This window comes from Streptomyces cyaneofuscatus (assembly GCF_033109485.1).
In the GTDB taxonomy this organism is placed as follows: Bacteria; Actinomycetota; Actinomycetes; order Streptomycetales; family Streptomycetaceae; genus Streptomyces; species Streptomyces cyaneofuscatus.
In genome coordinates this window covers 3,989,320-4,003,671 of the sequence record NZ_CP137002.1, presented here as the reverse complement: position 1 = coordinate 4,003,671, position 14,352 = coordinate 3,989,320, and the positions used below count along the sequence as shown (strand labels likewise).

The 14,352-nt window shown below is 71.9% G+C and carries 10 protein-coding genes; 5 read left to right on the top strand and 5 right to left on the bottom strand.

The features are described from left to right. Positions 1 to 40: 40 nt before the first annotated feature. The 4 genes from R2B67_RS17635 to R2B67_RS17620 all read left to right on the top strand — a co-directional run bounded on the left by R2B67_RS17635 (position 41) and on the right by R2B67_RS17620 (position 8,043). A complete protein-coding gene (locus R2B67_RS17635) occupies positions 41 to 1,552 on the top strand; it encodes a cytochrome ubiquinol oxidase subunit I (RefSeq protein ID WP_317819409.1) in 1,512 nt (503 codons plus the stop codon). An 18-nt stretch (positions 1,553 to 1,570) separates the two neighbouring features. After that, the gene (gene cydB / locus R2B67_RS17630) at positions 1,571 to 2,572 is read left to right on the top strand and encodes a cytochrome d ubiquinol oxidase subunit II (RefSeq protein WP_317819408.1); all 1,002 of its coding nucleotides are present in this window, start codon (positions 1,571 to 1,573) and stop codon (positions 2,570 to 2,572) included. A gap of 102 nt (positions 2,573 to 2,674) precedes the next feature. Further along, positions 2,675 to 6,223 carry a thiol reductant ABC exporter subunit CydD gene (gene cydD, locus R2B67_RS17625; RefSeq protein ID WP_317819406.1) on the top strand — a complete coding sequence of 1,183 codons (3,549 nt, stop codon included), beginning with the start codon at positions 2,675 to 2,677 and terminating at the stop codon, positions 6,221 to 6,223. Between the two features lie 110 nt (positions 6,224 to 6,333). Beyond that, the gene (locus R2B67_RS17620) at positions 6,334 to 8,043 is read left to right on the top strand and encodes a sensor histidine kinase (protein ID WP_317819405.1); all 1,710 of its coding nucleotides are present in this window, start codon (positions 6,334 to 6,336) and stop codon (positions 8,041 to 8,043) included. Between the two features lie 78 nt (positions 8,044 to 8,121). Here R2B67_RS17620 and R2B67_RS17615 read toward each other — a convergent pair whose 3' ends face one another. After that, on the bottom strand, positions 8,122 to 8,967 hold the full coding sequence (locus tag R2B67_RS17615; protein ID WP_317819404.1) for a Cof-type HAD-IIB family hydrolase: 846 nt from the start codon (positions 8,965 to 8,967) through the stop codon (positions 8,122 to 8,124). A gap of 150 nt (positions 8,968 to 9,117) precedes the next feature. Here R2B67_RS17615 and R2B67_RS17610 point away from each other — a divergent pair, with 150 nt between their 5' ends. Further along, the gene (locus R2B67_RS17610) at positions 9,118 to 10,020 is read left to right on the top strand and encodes an LLM class flavin-dependent oxidoreductase (RefSeq protein WP_317819402.1); all 903 of its coding nucleotides are present in this window, start codon (positions 9,118 to 9,120) and stop codon (positions 10,018 to 10,020) included. A 13-nt stretch (positions 10,021 to 10,033) separates the two neighbouring features. Here the strand turns inward: R2B67_RS17610 and R2B67_RS17605 are convergent, their stop codons facing one another. The 4 genes from R2B67_RS17605 to R2B67_RS17590 form a co-directional block, all read right to left on the bottom strand. After that, a complete protein-coding gene (locus R2B67_RS17605) occupies positions 10,034 to 10,576 on the bottom strand; it encodes an RNA 2'-phosphotransferase (protein ID WP_237326895.1) in 543 nt (180 codons plus the stop codon). A gap of 148 nt (positions 10,577 to 10,724) precedes the next feature. Then, positions 10,725 to 11,714 carry a MerR family transcriptional regulator gene (locus tag R2B67_RS17600; RefSeq protein ID WP_381074351.1) on the bottom strand — a complete coding sequence of 330 codons (990 nt, stop codon included), beginning with the start codon at positions 11,712 to 11,714 and terminating at the stop codon, positions 10,725 to 10,727. Next, on the bottom strand, positions 11,711 to 13,483 hold the full coding sequence (locus R2B67_RS17595) for an SDR family oxidoreductase (RefSeq protein WP_317819400.1): 1,773 nt from the start codon (positions 13,481 to 13,483) through the stop codon (positions 11,711 to 11,713). Before R2B67_RS17595 ends, R2B67_RS17600 begins: the two co-directional genes overlap by 4 nt. Further along, positions 13,480 to 14,340, bottom strand: coding sequence for a M24 family metallopeptidase (locus R2B67_RS17590; protein WP_317819399.1), 861 nt, complete (start codon positions 14,338 to 14,340; stop codon positions 13,480 to 13,482). The genes R2B67_RS17595 and R2B67_RS17590 overlap by 4 nt, the downstream gene beginning before the upstream one ends. Positions 14,341 to 14,352: the final 12 nt, after the last annotated feature.

Sequence of the window (14,352 nt, the reverse complement as noted above, 5' to 3'; positions counted from 1 at the left end):
CGACGTGGTGTCACCACGGCGACGTAAGGAGAAAGACGACGTGGACCTCGCTCTGGCGCCGGAGACCCTGGCGCGTTGGCAGTTCGGCATCACCACCGTCTACCACTTCCTCTTCGTTCCGCTGACGATCTCGCTCGCCGCGCTCACCGCCGGCCTGCAGACCGCCTGGGTGCGGACGGACAACGAGAAGTACCTCAGGGCGACCAAGTTCTGGGGCAAGCTGTTCCTGATCAACATCGCCATGGGCGTCGTGACGGGCATCGTCCAGGAGTTCCAGTTCGGCATGAACTGGTCCGACTACTCGCGCTTCGTCGGTGACGTCTTCGGCGCTCCGCTCGCCTTCGAGGCGCTGATCGCCTTCTTCTTCGAGTCCACCTTCATCGGGCTGTGGATCTTCGGCTGGGACCGGCTGCCGAAGAAGATCCACCTCGCCTGCATGTGGATGGTCTCGCTCGGCACGATCCTCTCCGCCTACTTCATCCTGGCGGCCAACTCCTGGATGCAGCACCCGGTCGGCTACCGCATCAACGAGGAGCGCGGCCGCGCCGAGCTCACCGACTTCTGGAAGGTGCTCACCCAGGACACCGCGGTGACGCAGTTCTTCCACACGATCACGGCCGCCTTCCTGGTCGGCGGGGCCTTCATGGTCGGGATCGCCGCCTTCCACCTGGCGCGCAAGAAGCACATCCCGGTGATGCGGACCTCGCTGCGGCTGGGTCTGGTCACGGTCGTCATCGCCGGACTGCTCACCGCCGTCAGCGGCGACCAGCTGGCCAAGGTGATGTTCCGCCAGCAGCCGATGAAGATGGCCGCCGCCGAGGCGCTCTGGGACGGCCAGGAACGCGCGCCCTTCTCGATCTTCGCGTACGGGGATGTCAGCGAGGGCCACAACTCCGTCGAGATCTCGCTCCCCGGGGTGCTCTCCTTCCTCGCCGACAACGACCCGAACTCCTACGTCCCGGGCATCAACGACATCAACAAGACGCTGGAGGAGAAGTACGGCCCCGGCGACTACCGGCCCAACATCCCGGTCGCGTTCTGGAGCTTCCGCTGGATGATCGGCTTCGGGATGGCCTCCTTCGGCCTCGGCCTGCTGGGGCTCTGGCTGACCCGGCGGAAGTTCCTGCTGCCACCGGCGCTGCGGACCGGCGAGGACGAGGTGCCGAACCTGGTCCTCTTCCGGAACAAGGCGCTCAGCCCGAAGTTCGCCAAGCTCTACTGGCTCACCGCGCTCTGGACCCTGCTCTTCCCGCTCATCGCCAACTCCTGGGGCTGGATCTTCACCGAGATGGGCCGCCAGCCCTGGGTGGTCTACGGGGTCCTCCAGACCCGCGACGGGGTCTCCCCCGGCGTATCGCAGGGCGAGATCCTCACCTCGATGATCTTCTTCACCCTCCTCTACGCCGTGCTCGCGGTCATCGAGGTCAAGCTGCTCGTGAAGTACATCAAGGCCGGGCCGCCGGAGCTCACCGAGTCCGACCTCAACCCGCCCACCCGGATCAACGGCCACGACGACGAAGACGCCGACCGGCCCATGGCCTTCTCGTACTGAGAGCACAGGAGCTGAGAGATGGAACTCCACGACATCTGGTTCGTGCTCATCGCCGTCCTCTGGATCGGCTACTTCTTCCTGGAGGGATTCGACTTCGGCATCGGGGTCCTCACCAAGCTGCTCGCCCGCGACCGCAAGGAGCGGCGGGTCCTCATCAACACGATCGGGCCCGTCTGGGACGGCAACGAGGTCTGGCTGCTCAGCGCGGGCGGCGCGACCTTCGCGGCCTTCCCCGAGTGGTACGCCACCCTGTTCTCCGGCTTCTACCTGCCGCTGCTGATCATCCTGCTCTGTCTGATCGTGCGCGGGGTCGCCTTCGAGTACCGCGCCAAGCGGACCGGGGAGCGGTGGCAGACCAACTGGGAGAACGCGATCTTCTGGACCTCGCTGATCCCCGCGATCCTGTGGGGCGTGGCGTTCGGGAACATCGTGCGCGGGGTGAAGATCGACGCCGACATGGAGTACGTCGGCACCTTCTTCGACCTGCTGAACCCGTACGCGATCCTCGGCGGGCTCGTCACGCTCTTCCTCTTCACCTTCCACGGTGCGGTGTTCGCCGCGCTCAAGACGGCCGGGGACATCCGGGTCCGGGCGCGCTCGCTGGCCCTGAAGCTGGGGCTGGCCACGGCCGTGCTCGCGCTGGGCTTCCTGCTCTGGACCCAGGCCGCGAGCGGTGACCGCTGGAGCCTGGCGGCGCTGATCGTGGCGGTGGTGGCGCTGGTGGCGGCGATCGGCGCCATCGCCAAGGGGCGCGAGGGCTGGTCCTTCGCGTTCTCGGGGCTGACGATCGTGGCGGCGGTGGGGATGCTGTTCCTGACGCTCTTCCCGAACGTCATGCCGTCCTCGCTGAACGAGGCGTGGAGCCTCACGGTCACCAACGCCTCGTCCACGCCGTACACGCTGAAGATCATGACCTGGTGCGCCGGCATCGCCACACCGATGGTGCTGCTGTACCAGAGCTGGACGTACTGGGTGTTCCGCAAGCGGATCGGCACCCAGCACATCGCGGATGCGCACTGATCCGCACCGGCCCCGACGGGCCGTGTTTCACGTGAAACACGGCCCAGCGCGCCTGGTTGACCCTGCTGATCCCGACGATCCCGCTGCTGGGGGATGTTTCACGTGAAACCGATCGATCCGCGTCTGCTGCGGTACGCCCGGGCCACCCGCTTCTTCCTGGCGGCCGTGGTGGGTCTCGGCCTGGTCGGCGCCGCGCTGGTGATCGCCCAGGCGATGCTCATCGCGGAGATCGTGGTGGGCGGGTTCGAGGACGGGCTCACGGTCACCGAGCTGCGTACCCCGCTGCTCCTGCTCGCGGCGGTCGCCGTCGGCCGCGCCCTGGTCGCCTGGCTCACCGAGCTGGCGGCCCACCGGGCGAGTGCGGCGGTCAAGTCCGAGCTGCGCGGCCGGCTCCTGGAGCGGGCCGCGCTCCTGGGCCCCGGCTGGCTGAGCGGGCAGCGCACCGGCTCCCTGGTGGCGCTGGCGACCCGCGGGGTCGACGCGCTCGACGACTACTTCGCGCGCTATCTGCCGCAGCTCGGGCTCGCGGTCGTCGTGCCGGTGGCGGTGCTGGCCCGGATCGTCACCGAGGACTGGGTCTCGGCGGCGATCATCGTGGTCACGCTGCCCCTCATCCCCCTCTTCATGATTCTGATCGGCTGGGCCACGCAGTCCCGGATGGACCGGCAGTGGCAGCTGCTCTCCCGGCTCTCCGGCCACTTCCTGGACGTCGTCGCCGGGCTGCCGACGCTCAAGGTCTTCGGCCGCGCCAAGGCCCAGGCCGAGTCGATCCGCACCATCACCACGCAGTACCGGCGGGCCACCCTGCGCACCCTGCGGATCGCCTTCCTCTCCTCGTTCGCCCTGGAGCTGCTCGCGACCCTGTCGGTCGCCCTGGTCGCCGTGACCATCGGCATGCGGCTCGTCCACGGGGAACTCGACCTCTACACCGGCCTGGTGGTCCTGATCCTGGCCCCGGAGGCATATCTGCCGATCCGGCAGGTCGGGGCGCAGTACCACGCGGCGGCGGAGGGACTGTCGGCCGCCGAGGAGATCTTCGCGGTCCTGGAGACCGAGCCCCGGGCAGCGGGCACCGAGGACGTCCCGGACTCGGTGCGCCTGGAGCTGGAGGGCGTGACCGTACGCCACGAGGGCCGCACCGACCCGTCGCTGGACGCCGCGTCCCTCACCGTCGAGCCGGGGGAGACCGTCGCCCTGGTCGGCCCGAGCGGCGTCGGCAAGTCCACCTTGCTGAACGTGGTCCTGGGGTTCGCCGAACCCGATGAGGGGCGCGTCCGGGTCGGCGGCCGGGACCTCGCGGAGCTGGACCCGGAGCGCTGGCGGAGCCGGATCGCCTGGGTCCCGCAGCGCCCGCACCTCTTCGCGGGCACGATCGCGGAGAACGTCCGCCTCGCCCGGCCCGACGCCGACGACGAGGCGGTGGTGGCGGCACTGCGGGACGCGGGGGCGTACGACTTCGTCGGGGAGCTGCCCGACGGGGAGCGGACCCTGCTGGGCGAGGACGGGGCCGGGCTCTCCGCCGGTCAGCGCCAGCGCCTCGCCCTGGCCCGCGCGTTCCTGGCCGACCGGCCACTGCTGCTCCTGGACGAGCCGACCGCGAGCCTGGACGGCGAGACGGAGGCGGGGATCGTCGAGGCCGTACGGAGGCTGGCGGCGGGCCGGACCGTGCTGCTGGTCGTCCACCGCCCGGCGCTGCTGGCGGTGGCGGACCGGGTGGTGACGCTGGAGCCGCGGGACGTGGACGCTTCCGTGCCCGCCACGACAGACGCGCCCGGACTGCCCGTTCCGCAGCCCCTCGCCGGTGGTGAGCCGCTGGACGCGCGGCGCCCCGGGGATGTGCTGGAGGCGGCGGACCTGCTGGAGTCCGGGGACGTACGGGAGGGCGCGACCGACGTGCTGCGGGAGACCGACGCGCGCTCCGTCCTTGCGCGGGTCCGGCAGACGGCGGGTGCGCAGCGCGGGCAGCTCGCCCTGGCACTGCTGCTGGGCAGCCTCGCCGTGGGGTCGGCCGTGGGGCTCATGGCCGTCTCCGGCTGGCTGATCTCCCGCGCCTCCGAACAGCCGCCGGTGCTCTACCTGATGATGGCGGTCACCGCGACGCGCGCCTTCGGTATCGGCCGGGCGGTCTTCCGGTACGCGGAGCGCCTCGTCTCCCACGACGCCGTGCTCAAGCTGCTCGCCGAACTCCGGGTGGCGGTCTACCGGGGCCTCGAACGCGTCGCGCCCGCCGGGCTGCGCACGGTCCGCCGGGGCGACCTGCTCTCCCGGCTCGTCGCCGACGTGGACGCGCTCCAGGACTACTGGCTGCGCTGGCTGCTGCCCGCCGGGACCGCGCTCACGGTCTCCGTGGCCGCCGCCGGGTTCACCGGCTGGCTGCTGCCCGAGGCGGGCGTGATCCTGGCGGTCGGGCTGCTGGTCGCCGGGGCCGGGGTGCCGCTGGTCAGCGGTGGAGTCGCCCGCCGTACGGAGCGTCAGCTGGCCCCCGCCCGGGCCGCCCTGGCCATCCGGGTCACCGATCTCCTCGGCGGCACGGCCGAGCTGACCGTCGCCGGGGCGCTCCCGGCCCGGCAGGCCCACATGCGGGGAGCCGACACCCTGCTGACCCGGATCGCCTCCCGCGCGGCCACCGCGACGGCCCTGGGCGGCGGGCTCTCCGCCCTGGTCTGCGGGCTCACGGTGGTGGCCGCCGCGTCCGTCGCCGTCCCCGCCGTGAACGACGGGCGCCTGACCGGCGTCGCGCTCGCGGTGGTGGTGCTCACCCCGCTCGCCGCCTTCGAGGCCGTCACCGGGATGCCGCTCGCGGTGCAGTACCGCCAGCGGGTGCTGCGGAGCGCGGAGCGGGTGTACGAGGTGCTCGACGCCCCCGTCCCCGTACAGGAGCCCGTGACCCCGGCCGATGCGCCCGCCTCGCCGTTCCCGCTGGAGGTGCGGGGTCTGTCGGCCCGCTACCCGGGGGCCGGTCGCGACGCCCTCGCAGCGCTCGACCTCACCTTGGTGCCCGGCCGCCGGATCGCGGTCGTCGGCCCCTCCGGCTCCGGCAAGACGACGCTCGCACAGGTCCTCCTCCGCTTCCTGGACGCGTCCTCGGGGACGTACAGCCTCGGCGGTGTACGGGCGGACGCTCTGGACGGCGACACCGTACGGCGCTCCGTCGGCCTGTGCGCCCAGGACGCCCACGTCTTCGACAGCTCCATCCGGGAGAACCTGCGCCTCGCCCGTACCGGGGCGACCGACGCCGAGCTGGACGACGCGCTCGCCCGGGCCCGGCTGCTGGAGTGGGTCCGCTCCCTGCCGGAGGGGCTCGACACCCCGGTGGGCGAGCACGGCGCCCGGCTCTCCGGCGGCCAGCGCCAGCGCCTCGCCCTGGCCCGGGCGCTGCTGGCCGACTTCCCGGTCCTGGTCCTGGACGAGCCGGCCGAGCACCTCGACCTGGCGACCGCCGACGCGCTCACCGCCGACCTGCTGGCGGCGACCGAAGGGCGGACGACCGTCCTGATCACCCACCGGCTGGCCGGGGTCGAGGCGGTCGACGAGGTGCTGGTGCTGGACGCGGGCCGGGTGGTGCAGCGCGGCCCGTACGCGGAGCTCGCCGCCGAGGAGGGACCGTTGCGCCGGATGCTGGAGCGGGAGGCGGAGACGGTGGCGGTGTGAGCCCCGTGGGGCCCGAAACGTGATCTCCACGGCTACCAACGTGATCTCCACGGCTACCGGGGAGAGAAATCCGACTTTCCTCCCCTATCGCCACTAACTAGGCTCAGGTCATGGCAGAGCAGCCGGACCCGCAGGACTCACTCGATCCCGCCACCGAGGCCGCTCGCAGCCTGCAGGGCCTCTCCGCCGAGCTCACCGCCCGGGTCCCGCAGCTCCTGGAGGCGATGCGTTCGGTCGGCACGGGGCTGGAGCTGCACTCCACCCTGGACCGCATCTGTGCGACCGCGGCCGAGCTCGCCCATGCCCGGTATGCCGCCATCGGCGTCGTCGACGAGGCGGGCGAGGGGCTCTCCGACTTCGTCACCCACGGGGTCCCGGACGATGTGGCCCGGGCGATCGGGCGCAGACCCGACGGCCACCGGGGCCTGCTGGGCGCGCTGATCCACGACCCCGACCCCGTACGGCTGGCGGATCTGAGCAGTGATCCCCGGTCCGCCGGATTCCCGGCGGGCCATCCCCGGATGCGGAGCTTCCTCGGCGTACCCATCCGGGTCCAGGGGGAGGTCTTCGGCAACCTCTACCTGACCGAGAAGCTGGGCGGCGGCGAGTTCAGCGACTACGACCTGCACATGGTGCGGGTGCTCGCCACCGAGGCCGGGATCGCCATCGGCAACGCCCGGCTGTACGAGGCGGCCCGCCAGCGGGAGCGCTGGATCGACGGCTCGGTGGCGGTGACCACCGCCCTCCTCTCGGGCGGGGACGCCGACGACGCGCTCTCCGTCGTCGCCGAGCAGGCCCGCCACCTCGCCGATTCGGCGGCCGGGATCGTGCTGCTGCCCACGGAGGACGGCGGTCTGGAGATCGTCGCCGTCTCCGCCGACGAGCCCGCGGACTCGCTCGGGGTGATCATCCCGGCCCGCTCCACGGTGGTGGCGAAGCTGCTGGCGGGCGAGGCGGTCTTCGTCGACGACTCGGCCACCGACAGCCGGATGGTCACCAGGCTGGCCAGCCGGTTCGGGCCCAGCATGCTGCTGCCGCTGCAGAGCGGCGGCCGGGTGCTCGGCGCCCTGGCCACTCCCCGGGCGCGGGGGGCGCGCCCGTTCAGCCGGGCCGAGCGGACGCTGGCCACCCAGTTCGCCTCGCAGGCCGCCCTCGCGCTGATGATGGCCGAGGCGCAGCGCGACCGGGAGCGGCTCGCGGTCTACGAGGACCGGGACCGGATCGCCCGCGACCTCCACGACCTCGTCATCCAGCGGCTGTTCGCCACCGGGATGATGCTGGAGAGCGCCCAGCGCAGGTCGGTGGTCCCCGAGGTGCGGACCGGGGTGGGCCGGGCGGTCGACGAGCTGGACGTGACCATCCAGGAGATCCGTACGGCCATCTTCGCGCTCCAGCAGGAACCGGCCGAGGCCCCTTCGGGGCTCCGCACCCGCGTCCTGCGGGAGATCAACATGGCGGCGGTGCCGCTCGGCTTCAAGCCCTCGCACCGCTTCCTGGGCGCTGTGGACGCGCTCGTCGGCGAGCTGACCGGCAAGAACCTCGTCGCCGCGCTCCGCGAGGCCCTGTCCAACGCCTTCCGGCACGCCGGAGCCTCGGTGATCGACGTGGTCGTCGACGCCACGGCGGTGCTGCCGGACGGCCGGGCCGCGGTGCGGCTGACGGTGTCCGACGACGGGGTGGGCATCCCGGAGGGCGGCCGCCGCAGCGGTCTGCGCAATCTGGCGCGCCGGGCCGAGTCGCTGGGCGGGGCGAGCTGGTTCGGCCCGGGCATCGGGGAGGACGGGGGCGGTACGACGGTGGTGTGGGAGGCGCCGCTGTGAGCTTCAGGGGAGCCGCTGTGAGCTGGAGGGGAGCCGCTGGCTTCAGGGGAGGCGCTGTGCGCCGGGCGGTGCGCGTGGTCAGCGGGTGGCGAGGATCCGCTCGATGACCACGGCCACGCCGTCCTCCTCGTTGGTGAGGGTCTGACCCGAAGCGGCGGCCAGGGCGGCGGGGTGGGCGTTGCCCATCGCGTACGAGGAACCGGCCCAGCCGAGCATCTCGACATCGTTCGGCATGTCGCCGAAGGCGACCACCTCGGCGGCGGAGATGCCGCGCTCGTCGCAACAGGCGGCGAGCGTACTGGCCTTGGAGACCCCGAGCCCGCTGACCTCCAGGAGCGCGGAGGGGCTGGACCGGGTGATGGAGGCCCGGTCACCGGCCGCCGTACGGGCCAGGGCGAGGAAGGCGTCCGGGGGCATCTCGGTGTGGTGGGCGAGGAGTTTGAGCACGGGGGCGCCGTCGCCCGGCACGTCCTCGTGCAGCAGCTTCTCCGCGATGGCGACCGTGGCGCCCGGGTCCAGATGGAAGGGCGGGTAGGACGGCTCGTAGTTGATGCCGGTGGTCAGCTCGACGGCGAAGGAGGTGCCGGGGGCGGCGTCGCGCAGGGTGTGCACGACGTGCAGGGCGGCCTCGCGCTCCAGCGCCCGTACGGTGATCAGCTCGCGGTCCGCCCGCAGATCGGTGACCACGGCGCCGTTCGCGCAGATCGCCAGCCCGTGGCCCTGCACATGGTCGCTGACGACGCCCATCCAGCGGGCCGGCCTGCCGGTGACGAAGAAGACCTCGATGCCGGCCTCCTCGGCCGCGGCGAGCGCGGCGACGGTGCGCGCGGAGAGCGTCTTGTCGTCACGCAGCAGGGTGCCGTCGAGGTCGGTCGCGATCAGCCGGGTCACGGCAGGCAGAGGCGCATCGGTAGCTGAGGTCACCCCGCCATTCTCGCCCACCGGGGTGCACGTGCGTGCGGAGGGGCGCACATTTGAGTGGGCGCGCCCCTGAGCTGCGGAACATTCCTGAGGCATATGCCAAGCGATCCTGGGAAGGTCGTTCCACTCGGGGGCGGCCGTAGGCTCAGAGGCATGACCTTGCGCCTGAGCACTGTGATCCTGCCCGTCCACCGCTGGCACGAAGGGGGCCGTGAGCGCTGGCAGCGCGCGGAGGAGCTGGGTTTCCACACCGCGTACACGTACGACCACCTCTCCTGGCGGTCCTTCCGTGACAGGACGTGGTTCGGCGCGCTCCCCACGCTCACCGCCGCCGCGACCGCCACGAGCCGGCTGCGCCTCGGCACGCTGGTCACCTCGCCGAACTTCCGCCACCCCGTGACCCTGGCCAAGGAGCTGATCTCCCTGGACGACATCTCCGGTGGCCGGATCACCCTCGGCATCGGCGCCGGGGGCAGCGGGTTCGACGCCACCGCGCTGGGGCAGGAGGCGTGGACCCCGCGGGAGCGGGCCGACCGGTTCGGCGAGTTCGTTCCGCTCCTGGACCGCCTGCTCATCGAGGACGCGGTGACCCAGCAGGGGACGCACTACTCCGCCGTGGAGGCCCGCAACATCCCGGGCTGCGTCCAGCGCCCCCGGCTGCCCTTCGCGGTCGCCGCTACCGGGCCGCGCGGTCTGAAGCTGGCCGCCCGGTACGGGCAGGCGTGGGTCACCACCGGCGACCCGAAGCTGTACGAGACCGGCACCCCCGAGCAGTCGGTGGAGGCCCTCCGGGAGCAGAGCAAGAAGCTCGCCGCCGCCTGCGAGGAGGTCGGCCGGGACGCCTCGGAGCTGGACCGGATCCTGCTCACCGGGTTCACGCCCGACCGCAACGCCCCGATGCAGTCGGTGGACGCCTTCGTCGACTTCGCGGGCCGCCACGCGGAGCTCGGCTTCACCGAGATCGCCGTCCACGCCCCGATCCCGGACTCCGACTTCGCCATCGATCCGGCCGTCTACGAGCGCATCGCGACGGAGGCGCCCGCCCAGCTGGCCTGACGGCCGGGAGGACTCACTCCCTGAGCAGCAGGAACTCCGGCGGTACGGCGTCGGCGAGCCAGACCCCGTTGGCGCTGACCCGGAACACATGGCCGGCGCGGTGCATGGCGCCCGCGTCCACGGTGAGGACCAGGGGGCGGCCGCGCCGGGCGCCGACCCGGGTGGCCGTCTCGCGGTCGGGGGACAGGTGGACGTGGTGGCGGGCCATGGGGCGCAGGCCCTCGGCCCGGATCGCGTCCAGCACCCGGGCCACCGTGCCGTGGTAGAGGTACGCCGGTGGCTCCGCGGGCGGCAGGTCCAGGTCCACGGTGACGGTGTGGCCCTGGTTGGCGCGGATGCGGTCGCCGTCCACCGTGAAGCGGCGCTTGTCGTTGGCGGCGACGACGTGGTCGAGCTCGGCGCGGGTGATGGCGAAACCGTGCCGGGCCGCCGCGCCCAGCAGCGTCTCGACGCCCACCCAGCCGTTGTCGTCGAGGGTGATGCCGATGCGCCCCGGCTCATGGCGCAGATGCTTTGAGAGGTACTTGGACACCTTGACGGTGCGGCGTTCGTCCATCCCGCCAGAGTGCCCCTGGGCCGTTCATCGGTGCATCCGGATTTCTTACAGGATTCTTTTCGTCTTTCTCCGCACTCATGTTTGATCCACAGCCAACTCTACTTATCCACAGGCTATTTGACGGTTCTGTGGACAACGAGCTTACGATTTAGCCCTTTTCGTCAACTTTGTTGGCTATTGCATGAGATGAGGCAAGCGCGTCCAACGTACGTGCCTGCAGCTCACGTTCGGCGGCAGCGGTGACGAAGGCCGCCACCTGGTCGGCGCCAACAAGATCCTGCACGGCCTGCGTTGTCCTCGCCGGGAGCAGCACCGGACGGGTCTCGCTCCCCTCGATGGCGTCCTCCGACGAGCCGAGGTGGTGATGGAGGTGACGGGTGGCGAACCTCTGCATTGCGCGCGCCAGTTCGGCGTCCACCGTCTGCTGCGCGAGCGGTCGCAGTCGGCGCACCATCGACGCCGCCTCGGCCGCGTCGGAGTCGGTGGGCGGCCGGTGGCCGAGATAGCGGGCGAAGACGTGCTCGGTGGTGAACTCCAGGAAACGGGAGGCTATGTGCTCGACCTGGCCGCGAAGTTCCTTGAGATGCCCGGAGATCGCGAGCAGAGGGACACCAGCCGCGTGCAACTCGACCGCCACCGCCAGCTCTTGCGGGCTCGGTACGAGGAACTCGTCGGTCTTGCCCGGCACGCGCTCCAGCACCCCGAGCTCCACCGCCTCGGCGATCGCCTCGTCGTCCTGCGAGCCGCCGAACCTCGCGTCCAGCTCCTCGCGGGTGATCCGGTCGGCCTCCTCGTCGGTCCAGGGCCCGTGCACCTCGGCGACCAGGCCGAGCACCCCGCCCAGCCCCCGCCCCGCGTCCCACGCCTCCAGCAACTCCTTGATGCTGGCCAGGGTGTAGCCGCGCTCCAGCAGGTCCGCGATCTGGAGGAGCCGGGCCAGATGCGCCTCCCCGTACACATTGGCCCGCCCACGCCGCTCGGGCGTCGGCAGCAGCCCCCGGTCCTGGTACGCCCTGATCGTGCGCACCGTCGCCCCGCTGGCGTGGGCCAGGTCCTCGATCCGGTACTCGGTGGCGCTCCGGCCCCCCGCCGCCGCGGGCCCCGGTCCGGAGCCCGCGCCCGCCGCGCGCCCGCTCACAGCGGCGGCTTCAGCCGGGCGAGCCGTCGCAGCGCACCGGGGCTGACCCGGGAGAGCAGCCGGGCACCGCGAGCCTCGGGGGTCACCGGCACCACGGCCCGGTTGCGCACGACCGCGTCAAGGATCGCGTCGGCGACCTTCTCCGGCGGGTAGTTGCGCCGCCCGTAGAGCCGGGTGGCCCGCTCCCGCAGCCGCTGCTCCTCCGCCGCGTCGGCCCCGGCGAAGCGGGAGGTGGCGGTGATGTTGGTGTTGACGATGCCGGGGCAGATGGCACTGACCCCGATCGACTTCTCCGCCAGCTCGGCCCGCAGGCACTCGCTCAGCATCAGCACGGCCGCCTTCGACGTGCTGTAGGCGGGCAGCGCCCGGGAGGGCTGAAAGGCCGCGGCCGAAGCCGTGTTGACGATGTGGCCGCCCTGGCCCCGGTCGGCCATCTGCTTGCCGAAGATCCGGCAACCGTGGATGACACCCCAGAGATTGACGTCGAGGACCCTCTTCCACTCCTCGCTCGTGGTCTCCAGGAAGGAGCCGGAGAGGCCGATCCCCGCGTTGTTGACCAGGACGTCGACGGTGCCGTACTCGGCGGCGACCTTGGCGGCGAGCTTCTCCATCGCCGCCTCGTCGCTGACGTCGACCGCCTCTCCCCAGGCCGCCGGAGCCCCGACCAGCCGGGCCAGCTCCGCCGTCCTGGCGGCCCCCTCCGCGTCCAGGTCGACGGCCACCACCCGGGCGCCCGCCTCGGCGAAGCCGAAGGCCGTGGCCCGCCCGATCCCGGAGGCGGCACCCGTCACCAGGACCAGCTGACCGCCGAACCGCTCCGCGTACCGCCCCTGCGCCGCCGGCTGCTGGACCGGCGTCCCCTCCTGGCCGCCCGTCTCGTGGGCGGCGGCGAACTCCCCGACCCACGCGGCCAGCTGGTCGGGCCGGGTCCGCGGCACCCAGTGCTTGGCCGGCAGCGACCGGCGCACCAGACGGGGGACCCACTGCTCCAGGTCGTCGTAGAGCCGCTCGGAGAGGAAGGAGTCGCCGGTCGGCGTGATCAGCTGGACCGGTGCGTGGGCGTAGGCGTCGGCGCGCGGCCTGCCCAGCCGGGCCCGGACGTTGTCCCGGTAGAGCCAGGCCCCGTGGGCGGCGTCGTCGGGCAGGGAGGCGGTCGGGTAGTCGCCCGCGGGCACCTTCTCCAGCCGCTGGAGGATCCCGGGCCACCGCTTGCCGAGGGGCCCGCGCCAGGCCAGCTCCGGAAGCGCCGGCGTATGGAGCATGTACACGTACCAGGACTTGGCGCCCTGGCCCAGCAGTTGACCGACCCGGCGCGGGGTGGGCCGGGTCATCCGCTGCTTGATCCAGTGCCCGAAGTGGTCCAGGGACGGCCCCGACATCGAGGTGAAGGAAGCGATCCGGCCCTCGGTCCGGCCGACCGTGACGAACTCCCAGGACTGCACGGAGCCCCAGTCGTGCCCCACCACATGGACCGGCCGGTCCGGGCTGACCGCGTCGATCACCGCGAGGAAGTCGTCGGTCAGCTTCTCCAGCGTGAAGCCGCCCCGCAGTGGCTTGGGCGCCGTCGACCTGCCGTGGCCCCGCACGTCGTAGAGCACGACATGCCACTCCTCGGCCAGCCGCACGGCGACCTCGGACCAGACCTCCTTGCTGTCCGGGTACCCATGGACCAGCACCACCGTCGGCCGGTCCCCGTCCCCCAGCTCGGCGACGCACAGCTCCACGCCACCCGTACGCACCCGGCGCTCACGCGCTCCCGGCAGATTCACGCCGACACCTTCTCCTCGGCCCAGCGCCGCACATGCGGCAGATCGTCGTCCAGCCAGAAAGCGCTCTGCTCGGGGTCCTTGGAGTCGGTGACGACCAGGATCTCCTCGAACTTCGCGCCCGTACCCCGGAATCCGAGGTGGGGTTCGACCGCCCACAGACCGGGCTGCGGGGGATGGTCGGAGAAGCGGTAAGGACTCCACAGCGGCGACCAGCCGTCCCGGTGGCCGTGCACCGCGTCGCTCACCAGCCCCTTGAGGGACTGCGTGCCGAACCCGAACACACTGGGGGACCACCGCCGTTCGGCGACGCGGTCCACCTTGTGCGCGATCACGCCGAAGGGGTACGCCCGGTGCCTGTTCGCGTACCCCTGGGCGGTCATGAGGCGTTCGACGTCCTCATAGATCTCGCGCAGCGAACGGCGCTCCCGCACCTCCCGCAGGATCAGCTCGCGGTGCGCCTCCAGGTCGGCAAGGAGCTTGTCGTGGAGCGGGTTGAGGCCGAGACAGCCCGAGTATCCGACGTCGGCGGTATATCCCTGGTAGACCGGAGCCATGTCCAGGATGAACGGCATGCCCGGCTCCAGCTTCCGGTCGGTCGGGAAGAACTGGAGCGGCACCTTGAACCCGGCGAACGCCGTCCGGTCGCCGAACCAGGCGAAGGGCAGGTGGAACCAGTCCCGCACGCCCCGTTCCCGCAGCCACACCCGCTGCATCCGGGCCGCCTCGCGCTCGGTCACCCCTGATCTGAGCTGACCGGCGACGGCCTCGGCGCAGGCGTAGGCGAGGCGCTGCACTTCCCTGAACCCCCGCAGCTCCGGGGAGATTTCGTTCTGCACTGCCGAGGTCATGCCGGTCATGCCACCGTCCGT

Coding starts and splice junctions, on each gene's coding strand:
- R2B67_RS17610 (WP_317819402.1), top strand. CDS start 9,118: ATGACCTTGCGCCTGAGCACTGTGATCCTGCCCGTCCACCGCTGGCAC.
- R2B67_RS17620 (WP_317819405.1), top strand. CDS start 6,334: ATGGCAGAGCAGCCGGACCCGCAGGACTCACTCGATCCCGCCACCGAG.
- R2B67_RS17605 (WP_237326895.1), bottom strand. CDS start 10,576: ATGGACGAACGCCGCACCGTCAAGGTGTCCAAGTACCTCTCAAAGCAT.
- R2B67_RS17590 (WP_317819399.1), bottom strand. CDS start 14,340: ATGACCGGCATGACCTCGGCAGTGCAGAACGAAATCTCCCCGGAGCTG.
- cydB (WP_317819408.1), top strand. CDS start 1,571: ATGGAACTCCACGACATCTGGTTCGTGCTCATCGCCGTCCTCTGGATC.